Origin of the sequence: Cobetia sp. cqz5-12, assembly GCF_016495405.1 — a bacterium.
Classification (GTDB): Bacteria; Pseudomonadota; Gammaproteobacteria; order Pseudomonadales; family Halomonadaceae; genus Cobetia.
The window spans coordinates 3734477-3749095 of the sequence record NZ_CP044522.1; the positions used below are offsets into that span (position 1 = coordinate 3734477).

At 62.5% G+C, this 14619-nt stretch carries 9 protein-coding genes; 1 reads left to right on the forward strand and 8 read right to left on the reverse strand.

The genetic code is table 11. The features are described 5' to 3' along the window. Positions 1–38: 38 nt before the first annotated feature. The 8 genes from gltB to pilM form a co-directional block, all read right to left on the reverse strand. Entirely contained in the window at positions 39–4490 is a 4452-nt protein-coding gene (gltB, locus tag F8A90_RS15465) for a glutamate synthase large subunit (RefSeq protein WP_166018642.1), read from the reverse strand. A 525-nt stretch (positions 4491–5015) separates the two neighbouring features. Further along, positions 5016–6122, reverse strand: coding sequence for a 3-dehydroquinate synthase (gene aroB / locus F8A90_RS15470; protein WP_166018641.1), 1107 nt, complete (start codon positions 6120–6122; stop codon positions 5016–5018). A 68-nt stretch (positions 6123–6190) separates the two neighbouring features. Continuing rightward, positions 6191–6733 carry a shikimate kinase AroK gene (aroK, locus tag F8A90_RS15475; RefSeq protein ID WP_200017843.1) on the reverse strand — a complete coding sequence of 181 codons (543 nt, stop codon included), beginning with the start codon at positions 6731–6733 and terminating at the stop codon, positions 6191–6193. After that, the gene (locus tag F8A90_RS15480; protein WP_166018640.1) at positions 6733–8790 is read right to left on the reverse strand and encodes a type IV pilus secretin PilQ; all 2058 of its coding nucleotides are present in this window, start codon (positions 8788–8790) and stop codon (positions 6733–6735) included. Before F8A90_RS15480 ends, aroK begins: the two co-directional genes overlap by 1 nt. Before the next feature lie 152 nt (positions 8791–8942). Further along, positions 8943–9494: a pilus assembly protein PilP gene (locus tag F8A90_RS15485; RefSeq protein ID WP_200017845.1), complete on the reverse strand. Its 552-nt coding sequence runs from the start codon at positions 9492–9494 to the stop codon at positions 8943–8945. Continuing rightward, entirely contained in the window at positions 9491–10123 is a 633-nt protein-coding gene (locus F8A90_RS15490) for a type 4a pilus biogenesis protein PilO (protein ID WP_166018638.1), read from the reverse strand. Before F8A90_RS15490 ends, F8A90_RS15485 begins: the two co-directional genes overlap by 4 nt. Beyond that, positions 10120–10710, reverse strand: a complete 591-nt coding sequence (locus F8A90_RS15495; RefSeq protein WP_166018637.1) for a PilN domain-containing protein — start codon at positions 10708–10710, stop codon at positions 10120–10122. Before F8A90_RS15495 ends, F8A90_RS15490 begins: the two co-directional genes overlap by 4 nt. Beyond that, complete coding sequence (gene pilM / locus F8A90_RS15500) at positions 10707–11771, reverse strand: type IV pilus assembly protein PilM (protein ID WP_107335932.1); 1065 nt, start codon at positions 11769–11771, stop codon at positions 10707–10709. Before pilM ends, F8A90_RS15495 begins: the two co-directional genes overlap by 4 nt. A gap of 247 nt (positions 11772–12018) precedes the next feature. Here pilM and F8A90_RS15505 point away from each other — a divergent pair, with 247 nt between their 5' ends. Beyond that, positions 12019–14535, forward strand: coding sequence for a penicillin-binding protein 1A (locus F8A90_RS15505; protein WP_200017847.1), 2517 nt, complete (start codon positions 12019–12021; stop codon positions 14533–14535). Positions 14536–14619 lie beyond the last annotated feature (84 nt).

Here is a 14619-nt window from a genome sequence, read left to right on the forward strand (position 1 = left end):
GGGCCCTCACCCGAGGCATGCAGGGGTGAGGGATGCGATCACTCCGGCTGACGCCGTGACTGGTCGAGCAGGCCGTTGAGGCTTGCTGCCTTCGGCTTGACCAGCCAGAAGTGACGCACGAAGTCAGGGAAATCACGCAGGATGTCGCGCCCGCGCTCGGAGCCGGTCTCGGCCACGTATTCCTCGATCACTTCGCGCAGATGGCGACGATAGGCCTCCATGGCTTCGGTATTGATGCGGTGGATTTCCACCAGCTCGTGGTTGTACTTATCGACGAAGTCGCGATTCTCGTCCAGCACGTAGGCGAAGCCGCCCGTCATGCCGGCACCGAAGTTGACGCCTGTCTCGCCCAGCACGCACACCAGACCACCGGTCATGTACTCACAGCAGTGGTCACCCGCGCCTTCGATGACGGCGTGTGCACCTGAGTTACGCACCCCGAAGCGCTCGCCGGCGGTGCCCGCGGCATACAGCCTGCCACCGGTCGCGCCGTACAGGCAGGTGTTGCCGATGATGGCGGTCTTGTGGCTCTCGAAGCGCGAACCACGCGGCGGCACGATGGTCAGCTTGCCGCCGTTCATGCCCTTGCCGACGTAATCGTTGGCGTCACCTTCCAGGTGCATCTCGAGTCCGTGCGCATTCCAGACACCGAAGCTCTGGCCTGCCACACCGGTCAGACTGACCTTGAGCGGCGAGCCCGCCAACCCGGCCTCGCCATAGCGCTTGGCGATTTCGCCCGAGACGCGCGCGCCCACCGAGCGATCGCAGTTGGTGACATGGAAGCTGAACTCGCCACCGCTGCGGCTGTCGATCGCCGATTCCATCGCGGCCAGCATCTCGAGGTTCTTGGCGCCGGGATCATGTGGCTCGTTGCGGCTGACCTGGCAGAACTGCGGCGCGTCCTTGGGCACGAAGTCATTGCCCAGCAACGGCGTGAGATCGAGACGACGCTGCGCGTTGGTCTCGCCTTCCAGCACTTCGAGCAGATCGGTACGACCGATCAGGTCGGTGATCTGACGCACGCCCAGCAGTGCCATCAGCTCGCGCACTTCCTCGGCGATGAAGCGGAAGTAGTGCTTGACCATCTCGACGGTGCCGCGGAAATGCTCGTCGCGCAGCGCCTGGTGCTGGGTCGCGACACCGGTGGCACAGTTGTTCAGGTGGCAGATACGCAGGTACTTGCAGCCCAGCGCGACCATCGGCGCGGTGCCGAAGCCGAAGCTCTCGGCGCCCAGGATCGCGGCCTTGACCACGTCCAGACCGGTCTTGAGGCCACCATCCGTCTGCAGTCGAATCTTGTGACGCAGCTGGTTGATGCGCAGCGCCTGGTGCACCTCGGGCAGCCCCAGTTCCCACGGGGAGCCCGCGTGCTTGATGGAGGTGATCGGGCTGGCTGCGGTGCCGCCGTCATAGCCGGAGACGGTGATCAGGTCGGCGTACGCCTTGGCGACACCGGTGGCGATGGTGCCGATCCCCGGCTCGGAAACCAGCTTGACCGAAACCTGCGCCGACGGATTGACCTGCTTGAGATCGAAGATCAGCTGCGCCAGATCCTCGATGGAATAGATATCGTGGTGCGGCGGAGGCGAGATCAGTGTCACCCCCGGCACGGCGTAGCGCAGACGTGCGATCAGGTCGTTGACCTTGCCGCCCGGCAGCTGACCGCCTTCACCGGGCTTGGCGCCCTGGGCGACCTTGATCTGCAGCACCTCGGCATTGACCAGGTACGCCGGCGTGACGCCGAAGCGACCGGAGGCGATCTGCTTGATCTTGGAGGAGCGCACGGTGCCGTAACGCGCCGGGTCTTCACCGCCCTCCCCGGAGTTGGAGCGCCCACCGGCCTCGTTCATGGCCTGGGCCAGCGCTTCATGTGCCTCGGGAGACAGGGCGCCAAGCGACATGCCGGCGCTGTCGAAGCGCGGCAGCAGTGACTCGACGGACTCGACTTCCTCGATCGGCAGCGGCTCGGCGACCGGCTTGAGGGTCAGCAGGTCACGAATGGTCGCCACCGGGCGCTCGTTGACCAGGCGCGCGAATTCCTTCCACTTGCCGTAGTCACCCTGCTGCACGGCCTGCTGCAGCTTCACCACGACATCCGGGTTGTAGGCGTGGTATTCGCCGCCGTGCACGTACTTGACCAGCCCGCCCTGCTTGATGCGCTTGCGCGGCAGCCAAGCCTCACGGGCCAGCAGCTCCTGCTGGAACTGCAGCTCGGCAAAGCCAGCGCCTTCAATGCGCGAGGCCATGCCGGTGAAGCACATGTCCATGACTTCACTGTTGAGGCCGACCGCCTCGAACAGCTGCGAGCCACGGTAGGAGCCGATGTGCGAGATGCCCATCTTGGACAGGATCTTGTAGAGGCCCTTCTGCATGCCCTTGCGATAGTTCTCGCGGGCATCCGCCGGATTGCCGGACAGCTCGCCGGTGCGATGCATGTCAGCCATCACCTGATAGGCAAGGTACGGGTAGACCGCCGTGGCGCCCACTCCGAACAGCACTGCCATCTGGTGCGCATCACGCGCATAGCCGGTCTCGATCACCAGGTTGACGCGCGGGCGCAGTGCCAGCCCGCCAAGGTAGTGATGGATGGCGCCAGTCGCCAGTGCGGCGTGGATCGGCAGCTGTCCCTTCTTCAAGCCACAGTCGCTGAGTACCAGGATCACCTTGCCATTGCGCGCCGCTTCCTCGGCCTGCTGACAGAGGCCCTTGAGCGCCTGCTTGAGGGAGTCCTGCGCCGGATCGTAGTGCAGCTTGAGCGTCTGGGAGGTGAAGGCCGGATCCTCGTGATTGACCAGCGCATTGAACTTGCGCGGTGACAGCACCGGCGTGGTCAGGATCAGGCGATGCGCGTGCTCCGGCGTCGCGTCGAAGATGTTGAGCTCGGCGCCACAGCAGGTTTCCAGCGACATCACGATCGCTTCACGCAGCGGATCGATCGGCGGGTTGGTGACCTGGGCAAACTTCTGGCGGAAGTAGTCGGTCAGCACGCGGTTCTGGCGAGACAGCACGGCCATCGGCGTGTCATCGCCCATGGAGCCGACCGCCTCCTGACCGCTCTCGGCCAGCGGGCGCAGCAGCTGATCGCGCTCCTCGAAGCTGACCTGGAACATCTTCTGGTAGACGTCCAGCTGATCGGCATCCATCGGCTGAAAACGCGCCAGCTCGGTCAATGCAGACTCGAGATAGTTGGCGTTCTCACGCAGCCAGCGCTTGTAGGGATGCGCGCCCTTCAGGCGTTCACTGACCTGATCGGTGTGCAGCACTTCACCGGTCTCGGTATCGACGCCCAGCACCTGCCCCGGCCCGACGCGCCCCTTGGCGACGACATCTTCCGGCTTGTAATCGTAGGTGCCGATCTCGGAGGCCAGCGTGATGAAGCCATTGCGCGTGATGACCCAACGCGCCGGACGCAAGCCGTTGCGGTCCAGCATGCAGACGGCGTGGCGACCGTCGGTGAGCACGATGCCCGCCGGGCCGTCCCAGGCTTCCATGTGCATGGAGTTGTATTCGTAGAAGGCACGCAGATCGGAGTCCATCTGCTCGACGTTCTGCCATGCCGGCGGCACCATCATGCGGATGGCGCGATAGATATCCATGCCACCGGTCAGCAGGACTTCCAGCATGTTATCCATGCTGGAGGAATCGGAGCCGACAGTGTTGACGATCTCGTCCAGCTCGGCGATCTCGGGCAGCTGCTCGGAGACGAAGTTCTCCTTGCGCGCGTTGGCCCAGCCGCGGTTGGCCTCGATGGTATTAATCTCGCCGTTGTGGGCGAGGAAGCGGAACGGCTGGGCCAGCGGCCAGCGCGGCGCGGTGTTGGTCGAGAAGCGCTGGTGGAAGACACAGATCGCGGTCTCGAGACGCGGGTCGCCCAGGTCCTTGTAGAAACGCGGAAGATCTTCCGGCATCACCAGACCCTTGAAGGAGATGACCTTGCCGGAGAGTGAGCAGACGTAGAAGTCCTCTTCACTCTTCAGCGCCTGCTCGGCATGACGGCGCGCCATGAACAGATCGACATTGAAGGCGATATCAGTGCGCTCGTCGGCGGCACCGACGAAGACCTGACGGATGCGCGGCAGGCAGTCGCGGGCCATCGGGCCGCACACGCTGTCATCTACCGGCATGTCGCGCCAGCCCAGCACCTCGAGGTTGCGCGCGCTCAGCGCCGACTCGAAGGCGTCACGCGCGGACTGTTCACGCGCGTCATCATTCGGCAGGAAAAGCGTGCCGACGGCATAACGAGTGCCCAGTTCCAGCCCGAGGGTTTCTCGAGCGATCTGGCGCATGAAGCCGTCCGGCATCTTGAGCAGCAGGCCACAGCCATCGCCGGTCTTGCCGTCAGCGGCAATCCCGCCACGGTGGGTCATGCAGGTCAGGGATTCAATGGCGGTCTGCAGCAGTTCGTGGCTCGCCTGCCCTTCCATATGGGCGATCAGGCCGAAGCCGCAGTTGTCGCGGAACTCTCCCGGATGGTGGAGACCTTTGTTCATGGGGCGTGCCTCACGGAGAAATCATGTGTCCAGATGCTTTTTTTCAAGCATTTTCCCGGTTATAGTTATCGGTTATCTTTATTTTTGTACCTGCCGATAGTGGCGCCATCAGTGTCGCTGCACGACGCCAGATTTCCCTCGAGCATATCCCCCAGCTTCCCGCCTGCGCAATTCTCCACAGGTCGCCCATCGACCAAAAAAACCTGACAAAACCGAAGGTTAGAAGAACCTTCAACCAAAAAACCCTGTAGGCTCAAGCGCTTAGCGGGTAGACATGCCTCATGAATTTCGCCTTGCAACTTTAGTATTGGTTAAATAAAAAACAGCGTTTTTATTCGATTCACCCCATACCGATTACGCATACGGCATACCAATTCAGGAATCACGCTCCACCAATGGCTCCATCACGGCGCGCTGACACCCGCCAAAAGAAAAGCCGCCACCCGAAGGGTGACGGCTTGCGTGGTCGTGCAGCGCTCATGTACCAGCCGATGGCTGACCAGAGTCTCGTAGCCGGTGTCAGTATCAACGAGAGCTGCGTGGCCAGTGCTCCAGCATGTCGGCCAGCACGCCGGCTGGCGCCTCTTCGGTAATCACCGCTCGGCCGATGCGCTCGAGCAGGATCAGGCGTAGACGACCGTCGACATTCTTCTTGTCCAGTTGCATGTGCTTGAGAAAGTCCTCGACACCCATGTCTTCCGGAGCCGCCAGCGGCAAGCCCGCCTTGGCGATGATGTGCGAGACACGCTCCACATCCGCACTCGACAGCCAGCCCATGCGCGCCGAAAGCTCAGCCGCCATCAGCATGCCGGTGCCGACGGCTTCACCGTGCAGCCAGACGCCATAGCCCTGGTCCGTCTCGATGGCATGCCCGAAGGTGTGCCCCAGATTGAGCAGCGCACGCACGCCCTGCTCGGTCTCGTCCTGTGCCACGACATCCGCCTTGATGGCACAGCTGCGGCGAATGGCTTCACCGAGCAAGGTCTCATCCAGCGCCATCAAGGCCGTCATGTTGTCTTCCAGCCAGCTCAGGAAGCTTTCATCCCACAGCAGACCATACTTGATGACCTCGGCCATGCCCGCTGACAACTCACGCTGCGGCAATGTCTTGAGGCTTGCGGTATCGATCAGCACCAGACGCGGCTGCCAGAAGGCACCCAGCATGTTCTTGCCACGCGGATGGTTGACACCGGTCTTGCCACCCACCGAGGAATCCACCTGCGACAGCAGCGTGGTCGGCACCTGGATGAAGGCCGCACCCCGCTGATAGCAGGCCGCCGCGAAGCCGGTCATGTCACCGATCACACCGCCACCGAGGGCGATCAAGGTACAGCGGCGATTGAAGCCGGCCTCGAGCAGGGCATCCCAGATCAGGCCGATGCTGGCCATGTGCTTGGTCTGTTCACCGTCGTCGAGAATGACCTCGCGGATATCGAGCCCCTCGCCCAACGAGGCCTTCAATGCGTCCAGATACAGCGGCGCCACCACGCTGTTGGTGACGATCATCACCTGACGCCCCGCAAGGTGCTCACGAATCAGATCACCACGTGCGGTCAGGCCCGGCCCGATATGAATGGGGTAACTACGCTCGCCGAGCGCGACATCAAGACGATGAGCAGGTGCCAGGGACATCAGAATTCTCCTTGGGCAAACAGATGACAGCGACGGATGCCCGCCAGGGCCACCAGCCGCTGATGAGACTAGCCAGGGGCGTGCAACGGGTCAGCCAGCGCCTTGATGCGGCGACGGATCTCGTTGGTGACCGCCCGAGGGCTGCGCCGATCGGTACGCACGATGATATCGGCCGTCTCGCGGTAAAGCGGGTCACGCAACTCGAACAGGCGCTTGAGCACCCGCCCGGGGTCATCCTGCTGCAACAGCGGACGATTGCGATCACGACCGGCTCGCTTGAGCTGCTGTTCGACAGGCGCATAGAGGTACACGACAGTGCCGCGTTCGCGCAGTACGCGCCGATTGGCCTCCGCCATGATGGCGCCACCACCGGTGGCCATCACGACTTCCCTGAGCGAGGTCAGCTCATCGATGACAGCCTGCTCACGCTCACGAAAGCCGGACTCGCCCTCGACGTCGAAAATCCACGGTATGCTGGCTCCGCAGCGCTCTTCAATCACATGGTCGCTATCGCAAAATTCACGATGCAAGTCGGCCGCCAGCAGGCGGCCGATAGTGCTCTTGCCGGCCCCCATGGGGCCGACAAGGAATACGTTGGGAATCACATGCATCAGCGCACCGCCAGGCCGTCCTCGATGATCTTCGGAGTAATGAATACCAGCAATTCTACCTTCTCGTTGGACTCTTCGGTATAGCGGAACAGATTCCCGATCACCGGCAGGTCCCCGAGGAAGGGCGTCTTGAAGACGCTGCGAATCTGCTCGGAGGTCAGAATGCCGCCCAGCACCACGGTTTCGCCATCATTGACCAGCACTTGCGTCTCGATTTCATTGGTATCGATGGCCGGTTCGCCATTGAAGCTGTCATCGGAGACATCGTCATTGTTGATCAACAGATCCATGATGATGCGGTTGTCAGGTGTGATCTGCGGCGTCACTTCCAGCGCCAGCACCGCTTCCTTGAACTCGATGTTGGTCGCACCGCTGGAGGTCGCCTCCTCATAGGGAATTTCCTGACCCTGCTTGATGACGGCCTTCTTCTGGTTAGCGGTGATGATCTTGGGCTGGGAAATGGTCTGGCTCTTGCCTTCGCTTTCCAGCGCCGAGAGCTCCAGGTCCAGCAGGATATCGCCGGACAGGTAACCGAAGCTGAAGGTGCTGCCCGGATCGCTGTCATCGCCGAGATTGACACTCAGGCCGCCATCACTGGTCGTACCGGTCGACGCGCCTTCCAGGCCGAACTTGCCGTTGCTGCTGTTGGAAAGCCCCCAATTGACACCGATCTCGCTGGAGACACTGCTGCGCGCGATGACGATGCGCGCTTCGATCTGCACCTGACGCACCGGAATATCGAGATATTCCAGCGTGCCGCGAATGGACTCGAGCGTGTCGCGGGTATCCTGGATCAGCATGGTGTTGGTACGCTCATCGACCATCACGCGGCCCCGCTCGGACAGCAGACCGATACCGCCTTCACCACGCAGCAACGCCGCCAGATCCGCCGCCTTGGCATAACGCACCTGGATGTATTCGGTGGTCATCGGCGCCAGCTCCTTGACCTGCTGGTTCGCCTCAAGCTCCTTGCGCTCGAGTGCCGCCAGCTCTTCGGCCGGCGCGACCATCAGCACGTTACCCATGCGACGACTGGCCAGACCGTTGGACTTGAGCACCAGATCCAGCGCCTGATCCCAGGGCACTTCCTTCAGGTTCAGGGTCACGTTGCCGGTGACGTTGTCACTGGCGACCAGATTGAGCCCCGTGAAGTCAGCGATGATCTGCAGCACGGAGCGCACTTCGATGTTCTGGAAGTTGAGCGAGATCTTCTTGCCGGTGTAGGGGAACTTGTCCTTGATGCGCTCCGCCTGCTCTTCACGCGTCAGCGGCTTGACCTCGAGCACCAGCTCGTTGCCTGCCTGGGTGGCAAGCTGGGTGTAGTAACCACTGGCGTCCACCACCAGGCGCACGCCATCGCGAGTACGCTGCGGATCGATACGCGTCACCGGCGTGGCGAAATCGCCGACATCCAGCACCTGATTCATCTCCGGCGGCAGCTTCACGCCCTTGATGTCGACGTAGATCTTGCGCCCGCGCTCGGTGACACGCGATTCGACGTTGGAGCGGTTGAAGTTGATCACGACGCGACCTTCACCATCCGTGCCACGACGGAAATCGATGCCACTGACGGCCGGCTCGCTGGCCACTTCCAGGGCACGGTTGTCAGGCGGCACGTTGGCGGCGCTAGCCTGGGAGGCAGCCGCAGGCTGAGCGCCCGGCGCACCGCCCTGCTCGCCGATGATGACGTAGAGGCTGTTGCCCTCGGTGCGCGTGACGTACGGCTTGGACTGGTTGAGCTTCATGACCAGACGCGTGCGCGAGCCGGCCTCCAGCGCCACCAGTTCGTCCACGCCGCTGAGCCCCAGATCGAAGCGACGCTTGTCGAGCTGACTGCTGGTATCCAGGAGGTCGATGGTGATGCGCGGCGGCGTCTCGATACGGTAGCCCTTGACCTCCGGCACTCCGCCGACGAAGTCGAGCTTGAGCTCCATGCGGTCGCCCCCGAGGGCGGTGAAGTTGAGGTCCTGCAGCGACGACGCAGCCATCGCCACATTCGCCATCAGGCTACCGACTGCCGCCAGCCCCAGCAGACTCATTCGTTGCAATCGCGTCATGTTCCCTAGTCCCCTGTCTCGCCGTGGCTCCGTTCAACCGTCGGGCTGATCGCGCCTTATTCTTATCGAAGCGTTATGGTGTCGGTCGCCAACTCTTGCGGGTCGACCGTTCGTCTTCCGTGACAATATGGCTACTGCCAACGCCAGTGATCTCAACCACCTGTCGACACGGGCTCTTTCAGCGCCATGGCGCGAGACCGCTCTATCCAACCGCCCTGACCATTGGGCACGATTTCCACCATATCGATCTGCGTATCACCGATACGGGTGATCCTGCCGAAGTTGCTGCCCATGTGGTTGCCGACCCGCACACGCTGCACTTCCTGCTCCGGCGTCAGAATCAACGCCGAACGCGCGCCATCGACATCCAGCGTCCCGACCATGCTGAGCTGCTCCATCGGCCAGGCTTCCAGTGGTTCACGAGGGCGATCGAGGTCCGGTCGCACACCGTTGTCGACGGCTGTCAGCTCCTCTTCGGGCTCCGGCAGGCGTGACTGGAAAGGACTGCGCGCATCCGCCATGTCATAGGTGACGGGATGATACTCGGGTTGCGGCGGCAGCTCCTGCACCTTGCCGGAAGGACGCCCTCTCAAGGACTCGAGCTCCCCCTCCAGCGCACCCAGCTGCGGATCTCCACAACCCGCCAGCAGAGTCACCAGCAACATGCTTCCCATCACGGCATTTCGACGTATCATCAGGCTCATTGCTTGCCTCCTGATGTTGCCGGGGTCTGGCGATAATTGTAGGTCTTGGCCAGCAACGAAAGCTCGAGATCATCACTGTTGGCGACCGGCGTCAGCACGAAATCATGCAGCGTCACGATGCGGGAAAGCCCCGCGACACCGGAAATGAAGGCGGCGATACGATGATAGTCGCCGCGCACCTTGATATCGAAAGGTTGTTCGACGTAGAAGTTGCGATTCTCCGCCGGCTTCAGACGAATGTACTCGACCGCCAGCTGGTTGTTGATCGCCGTCTCGCTGATGTCATCCAGCAGCGCCGGGACTTCCGCGTCGGTGGGCAGCATCTCCAGCAGCTGTCCCATGCGGGACTCCAGCTCCACCATCTGCTCGCGCATGGCAGGCAGGTTGGCGGCCTTGAACGCCTTGCTTTCGAACTGCTGCAGCAGCTGACTTTCCTGGGCGCGCAGACGTTCGAGGTTTTCTGCCTTGGGCGCCGCAAGGAACCAATGGGACGCCCAGAACAGGGCGCCCAGCACGATGAGTGCCAGCACGGCCTGCAGCGTGACCGGCCAGATGCCGGCTTCCTTCAGGTCTAGATCACGAAAATCCGTCGACTTGAGGCGGCGGATTTCAGCATCGATGAAACTCATCGCCGACCTCCTTTCTTGTCATTTTCCGCATCGGCAGCATTCAGCGCCGACCCCGTCGGGCGCTCCGGAATCATGATATTGAAACTGCGCTGATCGTCGTCATTGCTCTGCACATCGGAGAGCGTCGGGGTGCCGAAGGAATCCGACAGGGCAATGGCGCGCATCAGGCCCGAGACCTGGCGCGTGCTTTCCGCCGTGCCATTCGCCTTGAGCTGGCGCCCGCTGCGACTGATGCTCTGATACCAGGCGCCGTCCACCAGAGACGTCACCAGCTGATTGAAGACCCGCACCGTTTCCGGACGCGAGAACTGCAGACTGCGTATCAGCTCTATCTGGTCGAGCATCTGGGTGCGGCGCGCCTCGATGTCCTCGACTTCCTTGATGTCACGATTGAGGCGGGCCATTTCCTTCTCGATGAAGGCATGCCGCTGCTGCTGCGCCTCGAGCTGGCTCTGGTAATACTCGCTCATGCCATAGCCGCCACCGATGCCGACGACAGCCGCCAGCGCCAGTATGCCCATGAAGCGCTTGCTGCGCTTCTCACGCCGGTCTTCACGCCAGGAAAGCAGATTGATCTCGATGGTCATGAGCGCTTCCTCATCGCAAGACCGCAGGCCGTGAGCATCGCGGGGGCATCGCCCGCCAGCGCCTGGATGTCGACGCGCGGATTGACGCTCATGTGAGTGAAGGGGTTGGCCATGATCACTTCAAGCCCGGTGTGTTCCGCCAGGCCTTCACGCAGCCCGACGATGGCGGCCGTACCGCCCCCTAGCAGGATACGCTGTACCTCACGACGCTTGCCGGCGGTGTAATAGAGCTGCAGCGAACGTGCAATCTGCTGGATGAGCGTCTCGCGGAACGGACCCAGCACTTCGCTGTCATAGGTATCCGGCAGACCGCCCCGCTTCTTGGCCAGACCCGCCTCATCATTGGAGAGATCGAAGCGATTCATGATCTCGTCCGTCAGCTGGCGTCCCCCGAAGACGGCGTCGCGACTGTAGACGATGCGGCCATTCTGGATGACGTGGAAGGCGGTCATCGTCGCACCGATATCGACGACGGCAACGCACTCTTCGTTGTCATAGGTCGGCGGCAACTGATGACGCAGCTCGCCGAAGGCGCGCTCGAGGGAGAAGGTCTCGACATCGACGGCAGCCGGCTCGAGGCCGGCCTGGGAGAGTGCCGAGGTCAGCTGATCGACGTCCAGGCTGCGACACGCCACCAGCAGCAGGTCCTGCTGATCGGGATTGCGTGGATTGACGCCCAGATGCTGGAAGTCGAACGCGACATCGTTCAGCGGAAAGGGAAAGTGCTTCTCGGACTCGAGCGCGATGCGCTGTTCGATCTCGTCATCGGCGAGATTGGCCGGGAAGCTCAGTGTCTTGGTGATGGCTGCGCTCGCGGGAACCGCGACCACGGCACGCTTCGAGCGCGGCTGTGCCTGCTCGACCGCGCGCTTGATGGCCAGCACGACTTCGTCCATGTCCCGTATACGTCGCTCGACGACTGCGCCTTCCTTGAGTGGACGCACCGCATAGCTATCGATCTGGTATCGATTTCCTTGCCTGGACAGTTCCAGGAGCTTCACCGTGGCCGACGTGATATCGACCCCGATGAGTCCCTTGCCGGCGGATTTGAGTCCCAGCAATTGGCGTTCCCCTGCTCTGATGACGATCTTGCCAGACTGGCTGGCCGCCGGTTCCCTGACGACGTTGCCGCGACACCCTCTATCATTCCAGGATGTTACATTATGTTTCCCAGAATAACACAACAGACGCGCAAGTCAGGGTTCAACGCTGGCCGCATCTGAACCCGCTACTTATAATGCCCCAGCAATGGAATTGCCAATCCCGCGCAGCCACTCGCTTTTCTTACCCACGGACCCTGTCTTGCCCATGAAGCTATTGAGACGACTATTTTCGCCAGTGTTCTGGCTGCTGCTATCACTATGTGCCGCGGGACTTCTGGCCATCGTTGGCGCTTCGCTGTACTTCTCGCCAGGCCTGCCCGACGTCCATCAGCTGCAGGATACCAAGCTGCAGACGCCGCTGCGCATCTATACCCGCGATGGCAAGCTGATCGGCGAATACGGTGACCAGCGCCGCATCCCGGTCACCTACGACGAGATTCCCGAGACCTTCGTCGACGCCCTCCTCGCCGCCGAGGACAGCAACTTCTTCTCCCACCCGGGCATCGACCCCAAGGGGCTGGCGCGCGCGGCCGTGCAACTGGCCTCCAGCGGCAGCATCCAGTCCGGTGGCAGTACCATCACCATGCAGGTGGCACGCAACTATCTGCTGACGCTGGACCAGACCTTCACGCGCAAGATTCGCGAGATCCTGCTGTCCCTGCAGATGGAAGAGATCCTCTCCAAGCAGGAGATCATGGAACTCTACGTCAACAAGATCTTCCTGGGCCATCGTGCCTACGGGATCGCCGCCGCTGCGCGCACCTACTACGACAAGTCACTGGATGAGCTGACCCTGGCCGAGCAGGCCATGCTGGCCGGCCTGCCCAAGGCGCCGTCGAGCTTCAACCCGCTGACCAACCCGCAGCGCGCGCTGATCCGTCGCAACTGGATCCTGCTGCGCATGAAGGAGCTGGGTTACATCGAGCCGCAGGCCTATGACGAAGCCGTCAAGGCACCGATCACCGCGGCACGCCACTACTCCAGACCAGAGGTCCAGGCACCCTACGTCGCGGAAATGGCACGCAGCTTCGCCGTCGATCGTTTCGGCGACAAGGCCTACACCGACAACGTCCGCATCACCACGACGCTGGACAGCTCGCTGCAGCCAATGGCACGCGACGCACTGATCAAGGGGCTGATCGCCTACGATACTCGCCACGGTTGGCGCGGGGTCGAGGAATCCGACATCGCAGCCTCCCTGGCGGAAGCCCAGGACCAGACCGATCAGGCTGGCCTCGAGGAAGAGCTCTCCAAGTCGCCGGAAGTACTGGAAACCGCCAAGCAGGCGGCCCAGAAGAGCGAGAAACGTATCGCCGGCATCGACCGTGATGTCTCGAACTGGCTGAAAGTGCTCGACCGTACCCCGGATTACGGCCCGCTGAAGGCCGCCATCGTGGTGGAAAGCACCGGCAAGCAGATGAAGGTACTGCTGGCCGACGCCACCGCCGTGACTCTCGACTGGGACGGTCTGAAGTGGGCACGCGAGTACAAGAGCGCCAAATGGCGTGGCGGCGTACCGGGCTCGGCCGCCGAGATCGCCAAGGCCGGTGATCTGGTACGCGTGATCAAGCAGGACGACGGCTACCGTCTGGGCCAGCTGCCGGACGCGCAATCCGCCATCGTCTCGCTGGACCCGGAAAGTGGCGCCATCCTCGCCTTGCAAGGTGGCTTCAGCTATTCCGCCAGCAAGTTCAACCGCGCGATTCAGGCACGCCGCCAGGCAGGCTCGATCTTCAAGCCGTTCGTCTATCTGTCCGGGCTCGAACAGGCCGGCATGTCTCCGGCCACCATCATCAACAACGCCCCTGTCGTGCTTCAGGATGGTGGCAAGGTGTGGCGTCCGGAAAATGCCGGCGGCAAGTTCACCGGCCCGACCCGCATCCGCGTGGGGCTGTACCGCTCGCTGAACCTGGTCTCCGTGCGTCTGCTGCAGACGGTCGGCCTCGACAAGACGCTCGACTTCCTGGTCAAGCTGGGCTTCCAGCGTGACGAGCTGCCCAATGGTCTGTCCCTGGCACTGGGCAGCGCCTCGCTGACCCCGCTGGAGATGGCACGCGGCTATGCCGTGCTCTCCAATGGCGGCTTCCGTGTCGAGCCCTGGTACATCGATACCATCACGCGTGGCGATGACGAGACTGACTATGAAGCGCATCCGCCGGTAGCCTGCGCCAACTGTGCGCCGGGCATGGTCACCGTCAATCGTGACGGTCGCCAATACCCGCTGGCCGAGCGCGTCGCCTCACCCGAATCCATGTATCTGATCCGTGACATGATGCAGGATGTCATCAAGCGCGGTACTGGCCGTGGTGCCCTGGCGCTGGGTCGTGATGACCTGGCCGGCAAGACCGGTACCACCAACGACCAGCGCGATGCCTGGTTCTCCGGCTTCAACAGCAAGCTGGTGGCCACGGTATGGGTCGGCAAGGACTCCAACGACACCCTGGCCGAGTATGGCGCCCAGGCCGCCCTGCCCATCTGGGTCGACTACATGCGCGGCGCCCTCAAGGGCATGCCGTCCTCCACCATGGAGCGTCCGGACAACATCGTGACGGCGACCATCGACCCGGACACCGGCAAGCGCCTGCGCAGCGGTCAGTCCGGCGGCATCAGTGAGCTGTTCCGCAAGGATAATCTGCCGCCCTATCAGGAACGCACCATCCGCAAGGAGCTGGAGCAGGAAAGCGGTTCGGAAGGCACCGGAACTTTCGAGGCCATCTTCTGATCTGATCTCCAGACCTCGCCTGCCAGCCTCATCGGCAGGGGGAGAGCCCAAGGAAGAGCGGCCGCTGGTCGCTCTTCTGCCATC